Genomic DNA, 22,828 nt, shown 5'->3' on the forward strand with positions numbered 1-22,828 from the left:
CCTTGTTTGCGTTTTCATTGGATAAAGTTCTAAAAAAATGCTATACTTTTTATCCAAAAGAGAAAAAAGGAGCGTTTTATGAAATTAAAAGAATTGGTTGAACTGCCGCTTTTTGAAAAAAGTAAACTCCTGACTGGCTCCATTGGTTTAACAAATTCCGTTGGTTCCGTCATGGTGCTGGAAGCGATGGACATTGAGAAGTGGAGCAAAGCCCATCAATTAATTTTGACTTCTTTTTATGCCTTCAAAGACCAATCCCCTGAGGAACTGCGTGTTTTTTTTGAAAAAATGCAGCAAATCGGTGTCAGCGGTTTAGTGATCAAAGTGGATCGCTTGATCCCTATGATCCCAGATTGGGTGATTGAGCTTAGCTTTGCTTATCAGATCCCTTTGATCAAAGTGCAGCAAGAAGTCAGCTATGAAGCCATCATGCTAGCGGTTTACGAACCATTGCTAAATCACCAAACCCAGCTGCTGCGTACCTATTACGAGGTTCGCCAGCGCTTCATGAAAGTTGAGCGCAACCACTCTTCTTTCGATCAGATCATGCAGGAGTTCTATCAATTGATCGAAAAGCCTTGTTCGTTGCGCATCCCCCATTTAGATGTGCATGTGTCCGTCGGTCAATCATTTAAGAATTTCGTGGTGACCAAACAAGAACCCATGAAAACCATCGAGTTTACCAAGAACCACTACGAATATTTGGAATTATTTTCTCATGAGAACAATCAATATGTGACCGCCATAAAAGTAGAGATCATCAATCCTTACAATGATCTGTGTACCTTGATCGTTTATCAGAAAGATTCGCAGATCCGTGAGGCAAAAGTCATGATCATTGAAAATGTGATCGACGTCATTTATGAACGCCTCCAAATGGAGTATTTGTTGAAGAAAGAACGCTACAATCGCATGAACAATCTGGCCGATGCGATCTTACAAAACACTCCTAGTAATTTGTCTGAGCTGGATCTTTTGTTAGAAGAAGCGCAACTGGATCGCTACGATTTCTACCAAGGCATTGCCTTTGCTTCCAACAGCTTTAAAGATAAGGAGCGTAAGTCCGTCGTTTTGCACAAGCTACGGGCGTTGAAAACACCCCACGTCTTTTTTGAACACCACAATTATTTGGTGATCCTCTATAATTTCCAATCGATCGCCCATCAGGTGACGAAACAGATGCTGCAGACACATTTTGATGATGCCCTGTTAGCCGATGAACATGGCTGCTTGGTGGTCAGCGAAGTCTTGCGCAAGGAACAGATCAAAGAGATCCTGCCAGAGTGTTTGGATGCGATCCGCTTCAATCGGCAGTTTTATTTGGCGCCGATCATTGCCTATAGCGACTTAGGTATCTTTAGTTCCTTTATCAAGGAGAACCAACTGGAAAAGCTGCAGCAAAGCATTCCCCCGAAGCTGTATCAACTCTCGGAAGAAAATGAAGAGCTGTTCAAAACGCTGTATACCTTTTTTATCACGAATCGCAATTACAAAAATACGGCTGAAACCTTGTTTCTTCATGCCAAAACGATTCGTTATCGGCTAAGCAAAATCGAACAGCTACTAGAGATCGATCTGACAAGTCCGATCCAATTAGTCAATTACGAGATCGGCACCTATTTATTAGAGCTTCAGAAAAGGAGTCAAGCAAAATGAAAAAAGAATGGCAATTGACCACCGGTGCTTCGGTGTCCCTTTATCCTGCTTCGGAGAAATACCTGATTTACTTTCACGGCGGCGGTTTTGTTTATGGAACCCGTCAAGACATTCCCGCATCACTGATCGCACTATTTCAAGAGCAGCAATACAGCGTCCTCACAGTCGATTATTTACTGGCGCCCAATTCCTCGTTAGCGGAGATTTTGGCGCTGAACTGGCAAAATTTTCAAGAATTGCAAGCAACTGTGCTTAAAGATAACCCGTTTTGTTTCTGCGGACGCTCAGCTGGCGGTTATTTGATGCTGGCGCTGACCCAGCAATTACTGAAGGAACAACAGAGATTGCCTGAAAAACTGGTCAATTTTTATGGGTATACCGATCTTTCTTTTATTGAAAACAAACGAGTCTTGCAGCAGCCGCTCTTAAGCAAAGAGCAAGTCCCTTCTTTGGATCAAACCGAGATCGTTTGGGATGATCCGCAGTTTCAGCGCTATTTGCCTTATGTTTATTGGGTTCAACAGCAAGAACTCACCACGATCTATGGTCTAACAGCTGAAGCTCTTTCTGACTATGCCATTGATCCTGAGCTGCTTGCTCAATTTCCTCCAATTTTCAGCAGTGCCAGCAGTACCGATGAGGAAGTTCCTTTTCGTTACAGCAAAGGCTTGAAGAAAGTGCCTAAAAGCAAATTTGTCCCTGTCTATGATTTGCCCCACGACTTTTTGAAAAACGTCGAGGAGCCGCAAGTCCAAATGGTGTTTCAGCAGCTCGCCCGTTGGCTCAAACAATAATTTGATACAAGTAAAGTGAAAATAATGTTTTTTTATTTCGACGAGTGCACAGAAAAACTCTGATTGCCTTCGCTTCCTCCTTATCTCAAAAAACGTGTGGTTTAATGAAACTCTTTTAATAAAAAAGGCTTGATACAGGCTCAATTCAAGAGAGAATGCTATACTAAAGGGGAGTATGTTATAGGAAAGAAGGATGAGGTTTTATGCATTTTGTCGGGATTTTGTGTTTGATCCTAATCACGACGACCCTCTTCTCGCATCTGGCGAGACGGATGGGCGTTCCTGCTGTTATCGGGCAGTTGTTAGCAGGGGTTTTATTAGGAGGCGCAGGACTCAATTGGGTCCATCCAGATATTCTGGTTCATGATTTTTCAGAGATTGGTGTTATTTTGCTGATGTTTTTAGCGGGACTGGAAAGTGATATTTCTTTATTGAAACGCTATTTTCGTCCTGGGATGCTCGTTGCCCTTTTGGGGATCGTGTTCCCAATGCTCTTCGGGTATGCCACGGGGGTCGGTTTTCAAAGCAGTCCCACAGAAGCGTTCTTTTTCGGGATCGTATTAGCTGCCACCTCAGTCAGTATTTCTGTCGAAGTATTGAAAGAGTTGAATGTGGTGAATACGAAAGAAGGGTCGACGATTCTTGGTGCTTCCGTCGTGGATGATATTTTGGTCGTGTTGGTTTTGAGTCTTAGCCTTTCCTTTTTAGGCGGCGAAAGCAGCCAAGCAACACCACTGCCGGTCACCTTATTGGTAGAATTGATTTATTTTGTGTTGATTTTTCTATTAGTGAAATGGATCGCTCCGTTCTTATTGGCACTTGCAGAAAAGCTATTTGCAAATTCCGCGGTGATCATCATGTCACTGATCATCTGCTTAGGAATGGCGTATCTTGCTGACCTCGTTGGGTTAAGCTCTGTCATTGGTGCCTTCTTCGCAGGGATCGCTGTCAGTCAAACGAAGGTTCGTGAGGAAGTGGAACACAGTGTCGAAGCATTAGGTTACGCCGTCTTCATTCCGGTGTTCTTTGTCAGCGTTGGCTTAGAAGTTGATTTTTCCCGCTTAAATGAGCAATTATTCTTTATTCTTGCCTTTACCGTGGTCGCGATCTTGACCAAACTGGTCGGCGGCTATGTCGGGGCGAAAATCGCGAAATTCTCGAACAACAGTGCTTGGATGGTGGGAGCTGGAATGATTTCCCGAGGTGAAATGGCATTGATCATTTTGCAGATTGGTCAACAAAACCAATTGATTTCGTCCGCATTGTATTCCCCTTTGGTGATCGTTGTCTTGTTGAGTACCTTGATCTCTCCCCTGATCTTAAAATACTTTACGAAAAAGATTTATTAAGCGATGTAGCAACAGCTAGGCGATACCGATGATTGCGAAAAAAACAGAACGGGTTTTGTAGTGACCGCTCAACGGCCGATTGTTGATCGAACGTTGGGCGGTCGCTTCCTTTTCCGCGCTGTTTTTCTTTATACAGTTATAAAAGCGACAATGCAGCTAGTTACTGGAAACCAATGTTAATTTTCCATGATCGATTTGATACACATCATCCGCGACGGCATCGATAAACGCTTGATCGTGAGATGTGAACAAAACCATGCCTCGATAGCTGCGAATCAATTGTTCCAAGACGGTGATTGTCGGCAGATCAATAAAGTTCGTCGGTTCATCAAGTATCAAAACATTGGCAGGTTGAGTAAAGATGCGTGCGAGTTCGACCCGTGTCGCTTCTCCGCCGCTTAGCACATTGACTGGCTTCATCACGTCAATCTGGCTAAATCCCAGATTGTGTAAAATACTGCGGACCAGTGGTTCCTGATAGTCTGTTTGAGCCATCAATTCCGTCAAAAGCGGTGTGGTGCTGTTTTTTCGATAGCCCATTTGCTCGTAGACCGCAAAGACGATTTTCGGTGATACATAGATTCCCTCTCCACCTGCGATGATTTCTTTTAGTAAAGTCGACTTTCCCGAACCGTTCGGACCCACGATAGCGATTTTCTTCCCGGCAGCAAACTGGAAACTGCTGCTGTCTAGCAAACGTTTCGCCCCTCTTTGAATGGTTACTTGCTCCCCACGAATCGGTCGTTTATTATGCAGCTCCACTGCAGGGACTACTGGAAAACGAATCACCTGCTGCCGGGCGACACCCTTCACTTCTTCCAAGTGATCCAAGCGGCTTTCCATGGCTTTGACTGTTTTTTGCAATGACTTTTGCACCGTGTCTTTTTGTTTTGATGACGACAAACGGTCTGGTCGGATGTTCTGCTGTCGCTTTTTTTCAGAAATGCGACTGCTCTTGATCGCTTGTTCTTTTTTCTTTTGGATTGCTTGGGTCAACTGCTGTTTTTGTTGCTGATACTGCGCAGCCTCCCAGTCAATACGCTGTGCCGCTTGCTCTTTTTGCTGTCGGTAACTGTCATAATTGCCAGCATACTCGGTGACTTTTCCTTGATCGACTTCCCAGATTTTCGTTGCCAGCTGATTCAATAGATACCGATCATGACTGACCACGATCAGGGTGCCATAATAATACTGCAATTCCTCAATCAAGACTTGAATTCCTTGCTGGTCCAAGTGGGTCGTTGGCTCATCGAGCAAAAGTCCTAACTGATAGGAAGATAACGTTTGTGCCAATCGGTATTTGGTCTCCTCCCCGCCGCTTAGTGTCGCCAATTCATTTGTTGGGATCGAAAAACGACCGAACAGCGCCCAGTCAAGGGCATCCGTCTTTTCAGTCACCTCAGCGATTTGCGGGAAATAGTGAAACGAATTTTCTTTTTGGATCGTTCCTGAATCAGGATCGACGACTCCCGCAATCAATTTCAGCAAGGTAGACTTGCCTTGCCCGTTTGCTCCCACGATCCCGATACGATCCGTTTGATAGGTGCTCAGTTCTTCAATGTTCAGTACTTCTTTGGACCCATAATTTTTGATTAGATTGTTTATTTTTACACTTAATTGTTCAATCAGTCTGTCCTTCCCGTCTAGGAAAACGCAAGCACAAAAAAAGGGCATAGCCTACCGCTATACCCTGATTTTAATAAGAAATTGGAAAAAAGAGGACACTCATCCCTTGAAATCACGATTGCCTAGACTTTTGAAATAGATTTAAATTAGCTATTCAAAAGGTCAATCCACAATTTCATCGATGCTGTCATGTTTTTTCCTCCTCTTTTTGTCGTAGTTGTCTGTTGAATGACCAGCGGAAAATCAGCCGCTACTGGTTACCGTTCACGGTATTTCAGGAAGCTTCTTTCGTCTATCAACGAATCAATCGTAGCACGTTTTCAAAAAAGAGTAAAGTTTCATCACAAGAATGATTGGTCTTATACGCCATCGGTGATTTTTTCTGCTAATTTGACCGAGGCTTTTTCACCATTGAAGACTGCATGATCCAGTTCTCCTTCATCATGAGCAACGATCAACGCCACTGTGACGTCAGGGTCAACATTCAAGAGGGTCCGAAACATCCCAGAAAACCAATCGATCCCAGCCAGTAAGGCGATGCTTTCATTAGGCAGTCCTAACATAGGTAAAACCGTAGCCAGTGTGACTAATCCGCCGCCTGGAACGACGATCGTTCCCAAGCATGCCAACGAGGACAACAAGACCACTTGCAAAAGATCCCCCCAGCTCAATTGGATCTGGTACGCCTGAGCAACGGTTACGATTGCCAGGGCTAAAAATAAGGAGAGTCCATTGCTATTTAAGGTCATGCCCAGAGGCATCACGAGCTTATTGATTCGATCACTGATCCCAAATCGCTCTTTGCCATCTTCGATTTGAAACGGCAATGAAACAGCAGAGGAGGTGGTCGTAAAGGAAACCACCGAGAGGCGCCACATGTTCTTTATCAAACGAAACAAGGAAACTTTGCAATAGAGCGACGTCAAGAGAAACCAAAGAAACAAAAAGAGCAAAGATGCTGCTGCTAACGTCAATAAAAAACTGGCTAACATTCCCAACACACGAATACCGGTATCTTCTACTAAGGAAGCAACAAGGCCGAAAATCCCGATCGGCGCCAACTTCATGATCATGTTGACCATTTTTATCAAAATATTATTAAAACTGCTGATCATATCTAGAAACAGCTGATTCTTTTTTTCATGCTTGATCAAGCTCAAGGCAAGGCCAAAGAAGAGCGAAAAAATAATCACTTGGATCATATTCTGCTCCACCATGGCTTGAATAATGTTCAGTGGAACAAAGTTTAAGATGACTTCTTCCATGCTGCTGGTACTTAATGCGGTTTCTGTACTTTGCAGCAGGGACTGATCAAGGCCTGCGCCAGGCTTGAGGATCAAGGCGAACAAGAGACCGAAAATAGCGGCGACGAGGGTCGATCCAGTAAACCAGAGGAAGACTTTCCCGCCGATCCCACCTAATTCTTTTGGATCAAGTCCCCCCACCGCTTCAATCACCGAGCCCATGACCAGCACGACCACAGACATTTGAATCAGTCGCAAGAAGAAGTCCCCGACTAGCTGCATTTGATCACCTAACCCGGGAAAGGAAACGCCCCAAAAAATCCCCAATACCGTTGCAATCATGATTTGGTTGGTCAAACTGATTTTTAAGGATCGTTTTTTCATCTGTTGTGCCTCACTTTTCTACTTGGCTGTTTTCTTAGAGTTTACAGTCAAGAATAAGAATGTACCACCGATCAACAAAATAATTGCGATATAAAAGCCCATTACTTTTGAACCTGTTGCATCCGAGATCGATCCGGTCAATGTTGGTGCGATAACGGAAGACATCATGCCGAAAAAGTTGAAGACCCCTAATGTCGTACCGACCCCAACTTTGGGTGCATTTTCCCCTAGCCAAGAAATGATGATTGGTTCAACCGCTAATTTCCCAAGGAACCCGTACAAGATCAACGCGATCATTAAGAAGGTCGAATTTGTCGCTTGCACCGTTACTAATAACATCAACGCCGCCAATACTTCTAAAATAACGATAAAAGTTACTTTTTTGTGCATGTATTTGTCTGCCAAGCGGCTAAAGAACAATGCCCCAGGAATGGAAGCAAATGCTACCAATGAAGAAGAGAAGCCGATCGCGACTCCTTGGAAGCCTCGCTCTGTTCCTAAGAAGTTTGGTAGCCAAGTAACCGTCATATAGTAGGCATAACACGTCGCAAAATATAACACATAAGTAAAGAGCATCCGCAGTGAGAACAAGGTCGAAAGGGAAACTTTTTCTTTCGGCTGATCCGTTGTTTCTTCTTCAGCTGCTGCTTGGCTCTCCAAGAAAGCCACGTCTTCTTTGTTGCTGCGGATCACCAATGCAAAAGCGATCGTCATACAAACGATCAAGAAAGCGGATAAATACATCATTGTTTGCCAAGGCATGTTCATCTGAATAACGATAAAGCTTGATAAGATCATCCCAAACCCTGAACCAACGGCAGAACCACTATTGACGATCGCTGTTGAGAAGCTCTTCTTTTCTTTCGGAATGTTCTGTGAGGTCAAAGAATACGCTGAACCGTAAAATGACCCACAGCCGATCCCTGCTAAAAAGCTACCGGTATAGATCATGGAGATTGAAGAGGCTTGTGAAATCAGTAAAGCTGCCAGTGCAAATACCACGAATCCTGGAAGCAGAACTGTTTTCTTCCCAATCTTATCCACCAAAAAGCCGGCCGGGATCTGCATGATTACATAGCCGAAAAAGTAAAAGCTGGCAATCGATCCTAATGCTGTATCAGAAATATTGCCGCCAAGTGACTCATTGATTTGCGGATAGACTGGAGATAACGCAGCGCGATAAATCCAGATAGTGACCCAGCCTGAACACATTAAGATAATAATTTGTTTCCAGTAGGCAAGCCCACCACGTTCTTTATTGATTTCCATTTTTTTCCCTCCATCAGTTACACAAGTAAGGTTTGTGAAGCACGCCAACGAAAGCGCTTTAAGATAGTCTTAGTGTACGTTTTTTTGCCGACGATTGCATTTGTCATTTTTCACAAAGCGCTTTCAGTCGTTGTGCATTTGTGCTAAAAATTTAAGTCGTTTTTTGGTAGTAATTTAACGCAGCGATGAGCGCTTTGCCAGCAGAAATTGGTGCTTGCTGGTACAATAGTGCCCCTTCTAACGCGGCTAGGACATGTAAAATATTTTCTTTGCGGCTGCTGTAGCCCATATTTCCAATCCGCCAGATTTTTCCTTTTAGATCACCAAATGAACTAGCAATCTCTACACCAAAGGAGTGAAGCATCTCTTCTCGGACAGCTTCGCCATCAACCCCTTCTGGAATAAAGATGGGGGTAACTGTCGGCATTTTGGTTGCTTTTTCCCCATAAATCGACAGCCCCATTGCCTCCAGTCCAGCGACCAACGCGCCTTCATTCGTCAAATGACGTTGATAGGCTGCATCAAGGCCTTCGTTTAGCAGCATCCGTAATCCTTCATGAAGCGCATAGATCATACTCGTCGCTTCTGTGTGATGGTTGATTCGCTCTGTGTTCCAGTAGCGTTGCAGTTGACTCAAATCCAGGTAATTGCTCATAATGTGCCGCTTGTTTCGATCCGTTTTACTCAAGCCTAATTCTTTTTGGTAACGGGCATTAAGGACGGCTTCGACGCGATCGTTGTAGGTCACTAATGAAAGACCAGACGGCACACTTAAACACTTCTGTGTACCGGCAATCGCTAAATCGACACACCAATCATCGACTGACAGGGCCACGCCACCATAAGTCGCCACCATGTCAACGACAAAGAAAATATCTTTTGCGCGACAATACTGCCCGATTTCTGCTAACGGCTGCATTTGCCCGTTGGCGGTTTCCCCGTGGACCATCGCCACGATCTTAGGTTGAAATGCGTCGATTTCTTTGATGACCTCTGCGGGTGCAAAAGGAGCCGTCCACTCTTTTTCTACATATTTGACTTGTGCTTGAGCACGTTCACAGATTTCTCCCAGTAAGAAAGCAAAGCGCCCATAGGCTGGGATCAAGACTTTGTCCCCTGGTTCGATCAAAGCGATCAGCGCCGCTTCTAAACCAGCTCGGGAAGTCCCGTCAATGGCAAATGCTTCTTTATTTTTGGTTCCAAACGGTTGTTTGATCATTTCTTTGACCTCATCCATGATCGCCAAAAAATTCGGATCAAACTGCCCCAAAATGCGATTGGTCATTGCTTGTAAAACAGCAGGATGGGCTTCTACAGGCCCAGGTGTCATGATCGTACGTTGTGCGATCGTTAACTCTTTATACATCTTTTCCCCTCATTTCTCTTTTTGATTTCACTGTCCAACGCCTTGTCAACGTTTCCAAGTTTGTTGTACAATAAAGCTAAAAAAGGACATATTTTTGTTTATTTTGTTCAATTCCAAAAGGAGTTTCTCTATGAAGTTAGTTGCTGAATTGCTTGCTATACCACGCTTTTCCAATTTGCGTTTATTGACAGATCCCCTGACTGCGGAAATTCCCGTCGACAGTATCGAAATTACCGAGACCCCCGATATCGCCCACTATATTCCTGAGCATACCTTTATCTTAAGTACGGCGATGGTTTATAAAGATAATCAAGGAGCGCTTCTGGAGCTGATCGATTCTCTCGTAGCCAAAAATGCCGCTGGATTAGGCATCAAGATTGGTCGTTTTTTGGATGTCATCGATCCTGAAGTCATCGCCTACGCCGATAGTTTAGGTTTCCCCATCGTAGAAGTACCTGCCACGATGCCGCTGGGCCGTTTGATGCACCAGCTTTTGAATTTACTATGGAACACCAAAACCGAGCAGTTGAGTTATGCCTTAGATATCCAAAAACGGTTCTCTGCTTCCTTGATGAAGGATGTCAGCATCGCTCGCTTTATCGCTGATTTTGGCCAAATGGTCAATACACCGATCATTTTGTTGAATCCTTTCAAACAAGTGATTGCTCACTCCAAGCATTTCACCCGCATGTCAAAACCCGCGGAGTACTACATCCATCAATTAGGACAAACGAAAGGGGTTTTTACTGGTGAAAAAAGCGGGGCGATCCCTATCAAAGATCTCCATGAAAAAACGTCACAAATTTCTTATTATGCCATTGAAACCTCCACTTATTTCCCGCATTATTTAGTCATTTTGAATCCTGAGGCAATTCCTTATCCTGTCTCGGATTTTGCGCTGGAACAAGCAGCACTGGTCTTGTCATTTATGCTCTACAAAAACCAAAAAGTGCAAGAATCTTTTGAAGATTTAAAAAGTGACTTTTTAACACGGATGATCGAATACCAGCAATCCACCAAGCAAGAACAAAAGGATTGGTTAGATCTCGGAAAGACTTACGGGTTAGTCAAAGCCCGCCATTATCGTGTCATCTATGGTGCCTGCGAACCAACCAAAGAAACCAAAGGCAAAGACAAATACTTAAAAGAAGAAAGTGACTTGGTTTATCAGTGGTTTAGTGAACAACTGCCTTATCGCATCAAAGATGTTTGTCTCTTTCGCTTAAAGGGCAGCAATCACTTTGCGATTTTCGTGCAGCACAAGTGTGACGCCTTAGAAGACCATTTGATCGAGACCGCCAATGCTTTGACCAATCGGTTGCCATTTCGAATGGCCTTTGGGGTAGGGAGTATCTGTGAAAGTATCAATGATTTAGCCAGCTCCTACATCGAAGCAAAGACTGCTTATGAAGAACGAAGAGGCCAACATGATTCGTCCATCGTCTCTTTCTACCATCAACGGGGAATGCGGAGTCTATTTGAAAAAATGAGTCCTGAAGATATCCATTATTTCTGCCGTACGATTCTTAAAGAATTGGCGTTTCCGCAAGAAGATGCCACCATCGAATTGCGCAAAACCTTACGAGCTTACTTGGATTATCAATGTGAGATCACCCGCACCGCCAAAGCCTTGTTCGTTCATCGCAACACGATCAAATACCGCATCGAACAGTGTCAAAAGCTACTAGGAAAAAACGTGCATGATCCTAGCATCAGCCTGGATCTGCGTTTAGCCCTTGAGCTGTCCGAAGAAGGCGACTAATAGGCGAATCAAGCAGTTGGATCGCTGGTGTTACCCAGCGATCCTTGTGCCTGCTTCACCTAACAATGCTAAGTCCGCTTCTTCCAATGAGCAGATGATTGCTGTCTTTCCTTGTTTGGCAAACGCAATCGCCGCTTCCATTTTCGGCCCCATACTACCTTCTGCAAAATGCCCCGCATCAAAATATGCTTGCGCTTCACTTACGGATAAGCCCGTTAATTTTTCTTGCTCCGGTGTTCCGTAATTGATATAAACGTTGTTGACGTCGGTCAGCATCATAAATACATCGGCATCCACTTGTTCTGCCAATTTCTTTCCGGTTCGGTCTTTATCGATGACTGCTTCGATCCCTTTCAAGCCTTCCGCTTGTTTTACGACTGGAATCCCTCCGCCACCACCAGCGATCACGATGGTATTTTGATTCAATAAATGAACCATTGATTCCACGCCGTGGATCGTCACAGGTTGTGGAGATGGCACGACGCGACGGTACCCACGTCCAGCATCTTCTTCCATCACCCAATGCTTTTCCTCAGCCATCTTTTTTGCTTCTTCTTCTGAGTAGAACAAGCCGATCGGCTTCGTTGGCTTTTCAAACGCGGGATCATCCGCTGCCACTTCCACTTGGGTCAATAAGGTCACGACATTGCTGGTCAGTTCTTCTTGCTCGATTTTATTTTTGATGCTTTGCTCCATTAAATAACCGATAAAGCCTTGTGACTCTGCATTACAGACATCTAGTGGAAAAGGCGGCACGACTTCTTTGGCTTCTTCATTTTGTCGTAAAATATTGCCGACTTGCGGACCATTGCCGTGCGTCACGACGATTTGATGGTCAAGCTTCTCGATTTTAGCGATCTGTTCTGCACTTAACTGGATATTTGCAAGCTGTGTCTCAACGGTCGCTGGTTGATTCGGTTTTAAAATTGCATTGCCCCCTAGAGCGATGACCACTCGTTTTGCCATATGAATTCCTCATTTCTATTGTTTTGAAATTGATCGATACTGCGAGCAAACCCTGCCAAAAAGTCGGCCCCCGAGGTATGACCGATCGCTAGTATCTCTTTAATTACTTGGGAAAAAGCCACTGAATCGGTACACTTGGTCAAGGATAATGCCGATTGATTGAATGCGCCTGTCAGTGCATGCAGAAGATAATGTTTACTGACGTCAGTCGTTAAATCATTGACTGTCAACAGCCTTCTTTGTAGATAAGCCACCAAGCGGGTATCTTCTTGCCCCATCACTCGGCGAGCCAGTAAATGACCAACTAGCATATCATCGCCTGTGGGGGTCAATCCGACACCCCGTCCGACTAAATAAGCGACTGCTTGCCGTTGTTCCTTAAATGAAGGCTTGCATAGCTGATCGATTGCGTCATAAAACGGATGATTGCTGCGGATGGTTGCTGAAACAGCTTCTTGAATCCCCGTCTTTTCCGTGACGTTTTGAAGGGTTGACCAAAACAGTTCTCGATCAAATGGGACTGTGCCAGCTGGAAAGGTGGTTGTAAATTGGGCTGCCTTTTGAAAAGACAGACGATGATGCGGAAAATGGATCACCCGTTGCTGAACCAAAAGAGTGGTACCAGCAACTAAGCCTGTCGCCAATGCTGCATAATCGTCGGCAGCTAAAATCATCCCTTTGGGCACGCGAGCCGCTTGTTTGGAGACAAAGATCAGCTGATCCTGACGAGGATCTTGCAGATTGAAACTATGCTGAAACACACTGTGAACGAGCCAGTTGTCATTGATAAATGCGGGTTCAAATAAAGCTTGGTCGATCCATTTTGCCTGTATCATCACTATGTTGCTCCTTTTTCACGTTTTCAGTTCCTGATTTATTCTTCAAATCCTAATTTTTTTGCATAAGCCAAGACAGCTTTTTCAAAGCAATCCATTGGTGGTGTCACTGTCCCGGCACCAATTTGTCCCCGTCCAGCTTGTTTGTTGGCGATCCCTGTATTGATCACCGGTAAGATCCCTGTTTCTACGACTTTACGAGCATCGATCCCTAAACAGATCCCTTTGAAGTCCCATGTAGGAACGGGAAAATTCGGATTGGTATCAATGGAAATCTCTAACATCTCATTGCTGGTTTTCAACGCATCGTGAAATCCCCCAGAACCAACGAAGCGTGTCACAGCTGGGGCAGCAATCATTGCCATTCCCCCAACACCAAAGGTTTCCGTAATGGCACTGTCGCCCATATCTGGAGAGGCATCTTCTTCACTGAATCCTGAGAAATACAGCCCTTTTGGTGTATTGACAGGTCCAGTAAACCACTCATCTCCCATGCCAGAAATACGGATACCGAATTCATGCCCGTTGCGACACATTGCGGTCACAACCGTGCCTTCTTCAATCGTCCGGGCGCCATCAAGCACCGCTTTTGAAGAAGCCATCATGATATTCAAGAAGAACTGATCCGTGTCTGCTAGAAACTGAATGACTTCTGGTTTTTCTTTTTCAAATCCTTCCAGAGTAACGATCGCTGGTGCTACTTCTTTTAAGAACGCCAACGAAGCAGCGATATTCCGTTGATGGAACTCATCCCCCATGGCGATTGCTTTTGCGACTAAGACATTGATGTTCAAGCCATCGGGTTTTGTTTGTAGTGCAGCACTTAAAACTGGCGCTAACGTATTTTTCATCCAATGCAAGCGATCAATGACTTCTTGAGAATAGGCGCCAAATCGTAAAACTGCCCCGATCCCTTCGTTCATCGTACAATACGCTCGGTTGCCATCGGTTTTGTTTTCCACTACGAGCACTGGCATATTGGCAGAGGTGATGCCCCCCATTGGGCCAACCGCTTGCACGTGGTGACAAGGAATCAGTTGAACTTCCCCAGATGCTAATAAATGACGTACCTCTTCTTCCGTTTCGCCCCAGCCTTCAAAAAGCCCCGCACCAACACAAGCACCTTGAATCGGATCGATCATCTGATCGTAGCGGATCGGTGGTCCTGCATGCAATAGGACTTTTCCTTCACCTAACTCTGGAATGACACTGACTGCTGGAACGACATCCAGCAAAAAAGGCGAACCGGCAACGATCTTGGCAATAACGGCTTGGTTTGCTTCTTCAATAGTTTCGTACACGATAACTTCCTCCTACTCTGATAGTGACACTTGTGCTAAGAAACGTAAGGCTTTTTGTAACGTTACGTTTCCACCAGCAATTGGCTGCCAGTCATATTGAACGACTTGACCGTGATGCGCCTGGATCGCTTCCGCAAAGCTACGCAATCCTACATTGATGAACGCGTCATTGGCTAACAATTCGCGGCTCTTTTCAGATGGCTCTGGCAACGCATCGGCAGTTGTCACTGCTTTTGGCAACAGCTTACGACTAATTGGTGAAAAAGGGTGACCGAGCATTGCTAAAGCTTGTTTGACTGCTTGGGCATTGCTTTGACACAAAATCACGCCAGCTGCGGTTAAAATCTCAGCTTGCTCGTTGCTGTCTTGGGGGTCTAAATCAGTTCCGACGATCGTAGCGATCACCGCTAACTCTCGGCCAGCTGCTTGCGCTGCTTCCTTCAACGATTTGATGGTCGGTGCCAATTCACTCGCCATATCTTGATGAGAGCCGTACCCTAAAACGATATCTAACAAAATCACTGCCGTTTCAGGATCTTCTCCGGCTTGCTTCAACAGTTCGATCCGCTTTGTTGGGTCGATCATCGGATGGGGCTTGCCTTGCGTATAGATGTCATCACCTAAATCGATGATCTCATGGCCAGCTGCTTTTAAAATGTACCCTTCCTGATGGGCATCTTCTTGTTCTAGATTTAATCCTGCTTTGACCAGCATCGCTGCTTCGTACGCCAATGTTCCGCCAGAATAATAAGCTTTGATTTTTTGCTGTTCAGGTCCAAAAGCGGCAGCTGCCGTTTCCTCTTTTACTGGCTCTAATCCAATCTGTTCTTGACGTAGCAGCTGCACGGCTAATTGTGCCGCTTCTTCCAGCGTGTAAGCTCGGTAAAGATTTTCTTCGTGGTCCGTTGGCTCTTCCCCCAGAAAAATCGTGACTGCAGGTTTTGTTCCTCTTCTTAATAATGCCAACACTTCATCTCGGACACGTGGTGCAGGTGGTTTGGAGATCACCACGATCACCTCCGTATCAGGATCATATTCCAAGGCAAGAATGCTGTCTTTCATGGTGATCCCACCGACGGCTTCTTTGAGATCTCGTCCACCGGTTCCGATGGCTTGTGTCACACCGGCACCCAATTTATGAATGATGGTGGTGACTTCTTGGATGCCCGTACCCGAAGCGCCGACAACACCGATTTTCCCTTTACGAACGGCATTCGTGAAGGCTACTGGTATCCCATTGAGAATCCCTGTGCCACAATCTGGTCCCATTAAAAGAAGTCCTTGTTCATGAGCCATTTTCTTTAGCCGAACTTCCTCTTCCAATGAAACATTATCACTGAAACAAAAAACATGTTTGCCCGCTGCTAATGCGGTTTCAATTTCTGGTGCTGCCATAGTACCAGGAATCGATAAGACAGCGACCTTCGCATCTTTTCCAAGATCTAAGGCTTTTTCCCAAGTTTTGACGCTTTGGGTTTCTTCTCCTGCGCTATTGCTTTGGTCCGATAAGAAGGCATCGATTTCTGACAGGACTGTTTCGATGATTTCTTCCTCTTCAATGTCTAACACGAGCACCATATCGTTGGAGGTCGCATTGCTCATCTCCTCGGTATAAAGACCACCCGTCTTGAAGATATCCTTATTGGCAGGTGTACCCATCATGACCGAAGCGTTGTTGATCCCTTCGATCGTCAGTAAACGATTGGTCAAAAGCATTAAAACAATGGAATCTTGGTAATTGTTTTTTTGAATAATAGTGTGTAACATGGGTCTCCTCACTTTCCTGTTCCTGTCTGTGCAAAGGCATCTGACCCAGAATACTGGTCAAAATGAACCGTGTCGCTAATGAGATAGCGATAAATGTTCTTTTCGATAGGAATGCCTTCTGCCATATATTTTTCATAGGTTAGTTGATTGATCTCGCCTGGATAATAGACTTGCTGGAACTGTTCAGCAGCCGGTATGGCGTGTAGCTCTTCGATCATCGTTTCGACTGACTCTTTAAATGTCTCTAAATCTGTAAATCGTTGCGGATCGATCAGCAAAATAAATTGCCCTAAGTCGCGGCCTTTCGTCAGATCGTTGTACATAGAGGAAACATGCTTGCCAAAAGGCAGCCCAAGGAGCATTCCAGACAAGATATCCACCATCATCATCAACCCAAAGCCTTTTGGTCCTGAGATTGGCAATAACCCATGAACATGATGCGGATTTGTCGTTGGCTTGCCATGGGCATCAACGGCCCATGTTGCTGGAATCTCTTTATCTTTGGAACGAGCATCTAAAATTTTGCCCCACGCTTGGACCGTCGTTGCCATATCAAAAACCACCGGCGCAGCATGCTTTCGCGGTGCCGCAAAGGCAATCGGATTGGTACCAAAATAATTTTCTTTGCCGCCAAAAGGAACCACCATTGAATCCGATTGGCACATAGATAATGCAATCAAGTCAGCTTCTGCAGCTTTTTTGACATAATAGGATAGCGCCCCACTATGACTCGTTTTCCGTACACCAACCGCCGCGATCCCAGAGCGTTTGGCCATCTCAATGGCATACTTTGTCGCTTCTAATACGACGACCTGCCCTGCGCCATTTTGACCGTGAACGATCCCGCTGCTCGGCCCAGTCTCTTCAAACGTGATCTGTGGAGTGCGATTCATCCCACCTTTAGCGATCCGCTCTGCGTAATAGTCTACCCGCACAGCCCCGTGAGAGTGGATCCCGCTGGCATCGGCAAAAACCAAATGCTCTGCAACGATGGCTGCGTGCTCTTCAGACAAACCAGCAGCCGCTAATTTGTTTTGGATCAATTGCTGTAACTCTTGTGACTGTACAATAACCGTTTCTTCCATCTTCTAAACTCCTTTAAATTTCCGGATCGCGGTTGCAATCTTTGGAATAAATATAGGTCAATGGTTCGTCACGGCCAACACCATAGGCCGCTTGCTGTACATAGGCACTCATGAAAATGTAGTCGCCTTTTTCCACTGGGAACCACTCATTATCTAAGTTATACATCCCTTTACCTGACAGTAAGTACGCCCCATGTTCTTGGTAATGGGTCTCAATGTAGCCATGACTTGCCCCTGGTTCAAAGGAAAGGATATGGATATTCATGTCAAAGCCCAGCTCTTTTGGCAGGAAATCCCAAAGTAGGACGTCTGCCATCCCTTCGTATTGGATCGGTGTCAACTCTGAAAGATTCCCCACTACTTTGTAGGCTTGGTGATTTTCAAGTGGTTGGTAACGTTTCTTATACAAGAACACTTCTGTCGCTTCTTCTTGGAGATTTTTCATATACAGTTTTTCTCCAGCAGGCAGATAGATATAGCCTCCGTCCGTCAATGTATGGGTTTCTTTGCCATCACTTACTTCCAGTTTGCCCGAGATGACATACAAGAAACTCTCGATCTCTGGACCGCCGAAGCCCAATTGGTTGGCGCCATCTTTTTTGAATGAAATGATGTAATCGACAAAAGACGCCCCTAATTTTGGTGAGCCGAGTATCGAACATTCACAGTTTTCGAAGCCTGGAATGACATTATTCACTAGCCCATCATGCGGCAAGATCGCAAAATTATTTTTTCTAATGACTGCTCGTGATTGCAGCAATCCATCTAAATAGCCCGTATTATTATTTTTATATCCCATGTGTGTCCCTGCTTTCTATTCTTTGTATGCTAGCTCGTAAAGGGAAGCTGCTAAAACTTCAACCCCAGCTACTAAATCTTCGATAGTCGTTGCTTCGGCTGGGTTGTGGCTAATTCCATCAATACTTGGTACAAACAGCATCGCAGTTGGAAAATGTGGTGCAATGATTTGGGAATCATGCCCCGCCCCACTATGCATGACTTTGTAGCGTTTGCCGGTTTGCTTCACTGCTTGTTCCACCATGGCAACGATCGTATCGTCCATCGGCACAGGGCGTTCATCCATCCATAGATCCATCTCCACTGTCAGGTCGTGCTCTTTGGCGATCGCTTGAATGATCTGTTCTGCTTCAGCAGTAAAGGCATCCAATAGCTGCCCATCGGTATGGCGACAATCCATCGTAAACAACACTTCACCAGGAACCACGTTGACCGTATTCGGTTTTGGCTCAACTTTACCGAATGTCACTACTAATGGATCCCCAAGCTCTAAGCCACGGTCGATCACTGCGGCACACATTTTGGCAAAACCATACACAGCATCTTGGCGATAGCCCATCGGTGTGGTTCCTGCATGATTGGCTTGTCCTTTTAAAACAAAGGTGTAGCGCTTTTGACCAGCGATACTATTGACGACACCGATCTGCAAATTTTCTTTTTCTAAAACACTGCCTTGTTCGATATGGATTTCCACGAAGGCTTTGATGTCTGATCGAACCGGTTCTTGTGGGTCGCGAAAATCAAAGCCTTGGCGTTGCATCTCTGCCACGAAGCGATTGCCTTCAAAATCTGCGATCGCTTCAACATCGGCTTTTTTGGCCTCTCCGACAAAGTTTTTACTTCCCCAAAAAACGGTTGGAAAACGACTGCCTTCTTCTTCTGCCATTGAGATGACTTCCAAGGAGCGTAAAGGTTGCCCATAGGTCTCTTTTAAATACTTGATCGCTAAAGCAGCAGCAACGACCCCGTATTGACCGTCTAATGTGCCACCGTTGACGACGGTATCGATATGTGACCCTGAAAGAATCGTTTCTTCTGGATACTGGCTGCCTTCCAATCTGCCGAAGAGATTGCCGACTGCATCATAGGACGTCGTTAAGCCAGTTTCTTTTAATTGTTTTTCTACAAATGATTGCGCTTCTTTCCATGAATCGGTATAAAGCAGTCTAGTCATTCCTCCAGTGGGATCACTCCCAATCTGAGATAGTGCATCGATCATTGCCGCTACTTCTTTTTTCAACTCCATTGTTCTGCCTCCTTTGATTTATACGGTTATTGTAAGCGTGTTACTGAAGGACATCATTGTTCACTTTCGACAAAACCGTTTCTATTTTTAGTCATAACGCTGTTTTTTAAACCGCTTCCTTCTCCTATACTCTTCCTTATACTATCGAAGAAGAGAAAGGAAGAAAACAATGGTTTATCCTAAAAATGCCTTTGCGCAAACAGAAAAAATCCAATTTGACACCTACGGCACTTTGCCGTTAGAAGTGACGATCCTAAAAGCAGCGCAGCCTCGGATCAGCCTTTTGTATTTTCATGGTGGTGGCTTCCTCTATGGTCAGCGAGAAGACCTTCCGCAGGATTATGTCCACCAATTGCTGGCTGCCGGTGTTAGCCTTTACCTGTTCGATTATCCACTGGCTCCCGAAGTAGCGCTACACGATATCTACCTTCATGCAAAAAAGGTAGTGGAGTGGTTTTTGGACGAAGGCTGGCAGTTCAGCGGCGTTGGTACAAATGAGTACGTTTTGTTCGGTCGCTCCGCCGGCGGTTTTTTAGCGACCTTACTGACCGCACGCACAAAGCACTCGGAGCAAAAGGGCTTGATCCGATTTTACGGTTACCAAGAGTTGTTTTGTAAAGAATTTTTGCAGCCGGCACGCTTTTACACACAATTTCCGAAAGTCCCACCATTCGTCGCTGAAGCCATGATCGAAAGCCAACCCATCACCCACGGCACGTTAGAAAAACGATTCCCTTTGTACCTTTCCGCCCGTCAATATGGCAACTGGCAGCGTTATTTAGGGAATCGGGAACAGCTAGCAGCCTTGGCGATTCCTGCTGCCGCTTACCAAGACTTTCCTCCTTGCTTTGTCGTTCATTGCAAAAAAGATCCAGATGTTCCCTTCAGCGCATCCGAAGCTTTCGCTGCACAAGTCCCCCATACCAAAACACTTTGGCTCGACTTAGATCAGCATGACTTTGATCGGACACCAAATGTGATCGCTGATGAGTGCTATCGAGAGATGATTGGGTGGCTGACTAACCAATTCTGAAACTCTCAGCTCTTGATAGGTGATGATTTTGAAGCGATCGGTACGCTGTGATCTTGCGTACAGCAAAAAAGTGACCATTAGAGAACCAACTCTAATGATCACTTTTTTTGATTTGATTACTAGTATATGGGCACAACGATTTCTTCAAAAATCTAACGCTTTGCCTCGCAATTTTACTGAAGTCTTCAGAATAAAACAGCAACTGATCAGCAGATCGTTGTTAAGGGAAACTTGCAGAAGCATCTTTCATTTCTTCGAATTTCGTACCTTTAACAAGATTACATCAACGAACGATAAAGCTCAATAATTTCTTCTAAAGTCGTATCCCGCGGGTTGCCTGGTGTGCAGACATCGTTCAAGGCATCTTTGGCGATGGCTGGGATATCTTCTTCTTTGACGCCTAATTCAGAAATGGTCGCTGGAATGCCCACATCTTTGCTTAACTGATCGATTGCTTGGCAAGCAGCATCGCGGACGTCTTCAAGTGACATCGTTTCTGCCCCTTCAATGCCTAAAACGATCGCGATCTCACGGTATTTTTCACCCGTAAAGTCTTTGTTGTATTTCATGATGGTTGGCAACAAGGACGCGCACGCTACTCCGTGAGGAATGTTGTACCAAGCGGACAATGGATGGGCCATGCCGTGGACTAAGCCCAAGCCGACGTTTGAAAAGCCCATACCGGCAATGTATTGTCCTAACGCCATCGCTTCTCGTCCTGCTTGATCGCCATTCACGGAATCTCGCAATGAGCGGCCGATGATCTCAATTGCTTTGATGTGCAGCATATCAGTCATTTCCCAAGCGCCTTTGGTGATGAAGCCTTCGATGGCGTGGGTCATGGCATCCATTCCCGTTGCGGCTGCCAAGCTCTTAGGCATCCCCATCATCATATCGCTGTCCACAAAGGCTACCAGAGGAATATCGTGAGGATCTACACAAACAAATTTCCGATGATTGTCTTCATCTGTAATCACATAGTTGATCGTTACTTCGGCTGCAGTCCCAGAAGTTGTCGGTACCGCTAAAATCGGCAAGCATGGATTTTTCGTGTCTGCCACGCCTTCCAAACTAATCACATCGGAAAATTCAGGATTCGTAGCAATGATCGCGATCGCTTTTGCCGTATCGATCGGTGAACCACCGCCAATCGCAATGATACAATCGGCTTGGGCTTCTTGGACAAACGCTAAGCCGTCTTTGACATTTTGGATCGTTGGGTTCGGCACAATCCCATCATATAACGCATAATCGACACCTGCTTCATCTAATAATTTCGTCACTTTGGTCGCAACTTCAAATTTCACCAAATCTTTGTCGGTGATCACTGCCGCTTTTTTAAACCCTCGTGCCTTGAATTCGGTCGGTACGTTCTCGATCGCTCCTTTTCCAAAATACGATGTTTCATTCAAAATCATTCTATTTGCCATTCTTCCTACCTCCATTTGTTTGTTTATTCACAATATATTTTAAATAGAAAAGACTGAAAGCCTTTTCTATTCTTCTACCATTGATTATACCTCAAGATAGCCTGCTCGGGGAGTGACTTTGAAAGCGTCAGCCAGTTTTTTCAGATTTTCATCTGTAATGGTTTGTAAAATTGGGCCTTGCGCTTTGACATAGGTGTACACTTCCGCAGCTTTCTCTGCCGTTTCAATCAAGCCAAAGACTTCGTCCATATCTTTGCCAGCACCATAGATCCCATGTTGCGGCCAAAGAACCAAACGGGTCTCTTTCATTTTAGCAGCCGTTGCTTCGCCGATCTCATTCGTTCCTGGGACCATCCAAGGAATGATGGAGACGCCTTCTGGGAAGACCACCAAGCACTCCGTACACATTTGCCACAAGGTCCGCGTGAAACTGCGTTCATCCAACTCATGGGTAAAACTCATGGCTAAAAGATGCGATGCGTGGTTATGCATGATGATTCGGTTTTCTGGATCGACCGACAAGCGAGCAATATGACTCATGAAATGACTTGGCAGTTCACTCGTTGGCACCGCACCATTTTCCAAGCCCCAAAGCAATTCCAATGTTTGCCCATCTTCTTTGACTCGAATCACACCAAGGTTTTCCGCTGGATGTGCCGCTACATTTTTAAAGTATTTTCCTGAACCTGTCACGATAAAGTACTTGCCAGCTAGTGCCGTGGCATCAAAAATCATGGGAATTTCCCGCAAGACGCTTTGCGGATCGATGAAAGGCAAGATCTCTTCTTCTGTTAATAAGTAAGAAATATTGCCGCCGTTGCGCTCATCCCACCCTAAACGGTAAAGGTTTGCTGTCGTTTCCATCATTTCTTGTACAAAATTCGCTTGTAAAATATCAATCTTTTTCATCGTTCTC

At 45.1% G+C, this 22,828-nt stretch carries 18 protein-coding genes; 5 read left to right on the plus strand and 13 right to left on the minus strand.

Annotated features, from left to right (window positions below):
* The first annotated feature begins 78 nt into the window (after positions 1-78).
* The 3 genes from A5883_RS11285 (at position 79) to A5883_RS11295 (ending at position 3,799) form a co-directional block, all read left to right on the plus strand.
* A complete protein-coding gene (locus tag A5883_RS11285; protein WP_086338591.1) occupies positions 79-1,656 on the plus strand; it encodes a PucR family transcriptional regulator in 1,578 nt (525 codons plus the stop codon).
* Positions 1,653-2,450 (plus strand): alpha/beta hydrolase, encoded by a 798-nt coding sequence (locus A5883_RS11290; RefSeq protein WP_016610618.1) that lies wholly within the window; start codon positions 1,653-1,655, stop codon positions 2,448-2,450. The genes A5883_RS11285 and A5883_RS11290 overlap by 4 nt, the downstream gene beginning before the upstream one ends.
* Before the next feature lie 203 nt (positions 2,451-2,653).
* On the plus strand, positions 2,654-3,799 hold the full coding sequence (locus A5883_RS11295) for a cation:proton antiporter (RefSeq protein WP_060791741.1): 1,146 nt from the start codon (positions 2,654-2,656) through the stop codon (positions 3,797-3,799).
* 156 nt (positions 3,800-3,955) lie between these two features.
* On the opposite strand, the gene abc-f is transcribed toward A5883_RS11295, so the two are convergent.
* The 4 genes from abc-f to A5883_RS11315 form a co-directional block, all read right to left on the minus strand.
* Positions 3,956-5,425 (minus strand): ribosomal protection-like ABC-F family protein, encoded by a 1,470-nt coding sequence (abc-f, locus tag A5883_RS11300; RefSeq protein WP_086338737.1) that lies wholly within the window; start codon positions 5,423-5,425, stop codon positions 3,956-3,958.
* Positions 5,426-5,784: 359 nt separating this feature from the next.
* Positions 5,785-7,053, minus strand: a complete 1,269-nt coding sequence (locus A5883_RS11305; protein WP_016610612.1) for a dicarboxylate/amino acid:cation symporter — start codon at positions 7,051-7,053, stop codon at positions 5,785-5,787.
* An 18-nt stretch (positions 7,054-7,071) separates the two neighbouring features.
* Positions 7,072-8,322: an MFS transporter gene (locus A5883_RS11310; RefSeq protein ID WP_005225368.1), complete on the minus strand. Its 1,251-nt coding sequence runs from the start codon at positions 8,320-8,322 to the stop codon at positions 7,072-7,074.
* A 151-nt stretch (positions 8,323-8,473) separates the two neighbouring features.
* Positions 8,474-9,688, minus strand: a complete 1,215-nt coding sequence (locus tag A5883_RS11315; protein ID WP_086338592.1) for a pyridoxal-phosphate-dependent aminotransferase family protein — start codon at positions 9,686-9,688, stop codon at positions 8,474-8,476.
* 130 nt (positions 9,689-9,818) lie between these two features.
* Here A5883_RS11315 and A5883_RS11320 point away from each other — a divergent pair, with 130 nt between their 5' ends.
* Positions 9,819-11,450: a PucR family transcriptional regulator gene (locus A5883_RS11320; RefSeq protein ID WP_086338593.1), complete on the plus strand. Its 1,632-nt coding sequence runs from the start codon at positions 9,819-9,821 to the stop codon at positions 11,448-11,450.
* Positions 11,451-11,480: 30 nt separating this feature from the next.
* On the opposite strand, the gene arcC is transcribed toward A5883_RS11320, so the two are convergent.
* Genes arcC through allC form a run of 7 tightly spaced genes read right to left on the minus strand, consistent with a single transcriptional unit; the run spans position 11,481 to position 19,449 of the window.
* On the minus strand, positions 11,481-12,416 hold the full coding sequence (gene arcC / locus A5883_RS11325; protein WP_015509188.1) for a carbamate kinase: 936 nt from the start codon (positions 12,414-12,416) through the stop codon (positions 11,481-11,483).
* On the minus strand, positions 12,389-13,252 hold the full coding sequence (locus tag A5883_RS11330; RefSeq protein ID WP_086338594.1) for a DUF2877 domain-containing protein: 864 nt from the start codon (positions 13,250-13,252) through the stop codon (positions 12,389-12,391). The genes arcC and A5883_RS11330 overlap by 28 nt, the downstream gene beginning before the upstream one ends.
* Positions 13,253-13,290: 38 nt before the next feature.
* Positions 13,291-14,553, minus strand: coding sequence for a DUF1116 domain-containing protein (locus A5883_RS11335; RefSeq protein ID WP_005234461.1), 1,263 nt, complete (start codon positions 14,551-14,553; stop codon positions 13,291-13,293).
* 12 nt (positions 14,554-14,565) lie between these two features.
* Entirely contained in the window at positions 14,566-16,320 is a 1,755-nt protein-coding gene (gene fdrA, locus A5883_RS11340) for an acyl-CoA synthetase FdrA (RefSeq protein ID WP_086338595.1), read from the minus strand.
* 8 nt (positions 16,321-16,328) lie between these two features.
* Positions 16,329-17,405, minus strand: a complete 1,077-nt coding sequence (gene allD, locus A5883_RS11345) for an ureidoglycolate dehydrogenase (RefSeq protein WP_086338596.1) — start codon at positions 17,403-17,405, stop codon at positions 16,329-16,331.
* Positions 17,406-17,418: 13 nt separating this feature from the next.
* Positions 17,419-18,204: a (S)-ureidoglycine aminohydrolase gene (gene allE / locus A5883_RS11350; protein ID WP_086338597.1), complete on the minus strand. Its 786-nt coding sequence runs from the start codon at positions 18,202-18,204 to the stop codon at positions 17,419-17,421.
* 15 nt (positions 18,205-18,219) lie between these two features.
* A complete protein-coding gene (gene allC, locus A5883_RS11355; RefSeq protein WP_086338598.1) occupies positions 18,220-19,449 on the minus strand; it encodes an allantoate deiminase in 1,230 nt (409 codons plus the stop codon).
* Between the two features lie 169 nt (positions 19,450-19,618).
* Here allC and A5883_RS11360 point away from each other — a divergent pair, with 169 nt between their 5' ends.
* Positions 19,619-20,482, plus strand: a complete 864-nt coding sequence (locus A5883_RS11360) for an alpha/beta hydrolase (protein WP_086338599.1) — start codon at positions 19,619-19,621, stop codon at positions 20,480-20,482.
* Positions 20,483-20,760: 278 nt separating this feature from the next.
* Here the strand turns inward: A5883_RS11360 and fucO are convergent, their stop codons facing one another.
* Both fucO and rhaD read right to left on the minus strand, forming a co-directional pair.
* The gene (gene fucO, locus A5883_RS11365) at positions 20,761-21,912 is read right to left on the minus strand and encodes a lactaldehyde reductase (RefSeq protein WP_034858251.1); all 1,152 of its coding nucleotides are present in this window, start codon (positions 21,910-21,912) and stop codon (positions 20,761-20,763) included.
* Between the two features lie 84 nt (positions 21,913-21,996).
* The gene (gene rhaD / locus A5883_RS11370) at positions 21,997-22,821 is read right to left on the minus strand and encodes a rhamnulose-1-phosphate aldolase (protein ID WP_005234418.1); all 825 of its coding nucleotides are present in this window, start codon (positions 22,819-22,821) and stop codon (positions 21,997-21,999) included.
* Positions 22,822-22,828: the final 7 nt, after the last annotated feature.

The organism is Enterococcus sp. 5B3_DIV0040, from assembly GCF_002140755.1.
GTDB lineage: Bacteria > Bacillota > Bacilli > Lactobacillales > Enterococcaceae > Enterococcus_D > Enterococcus_D casseliflavus.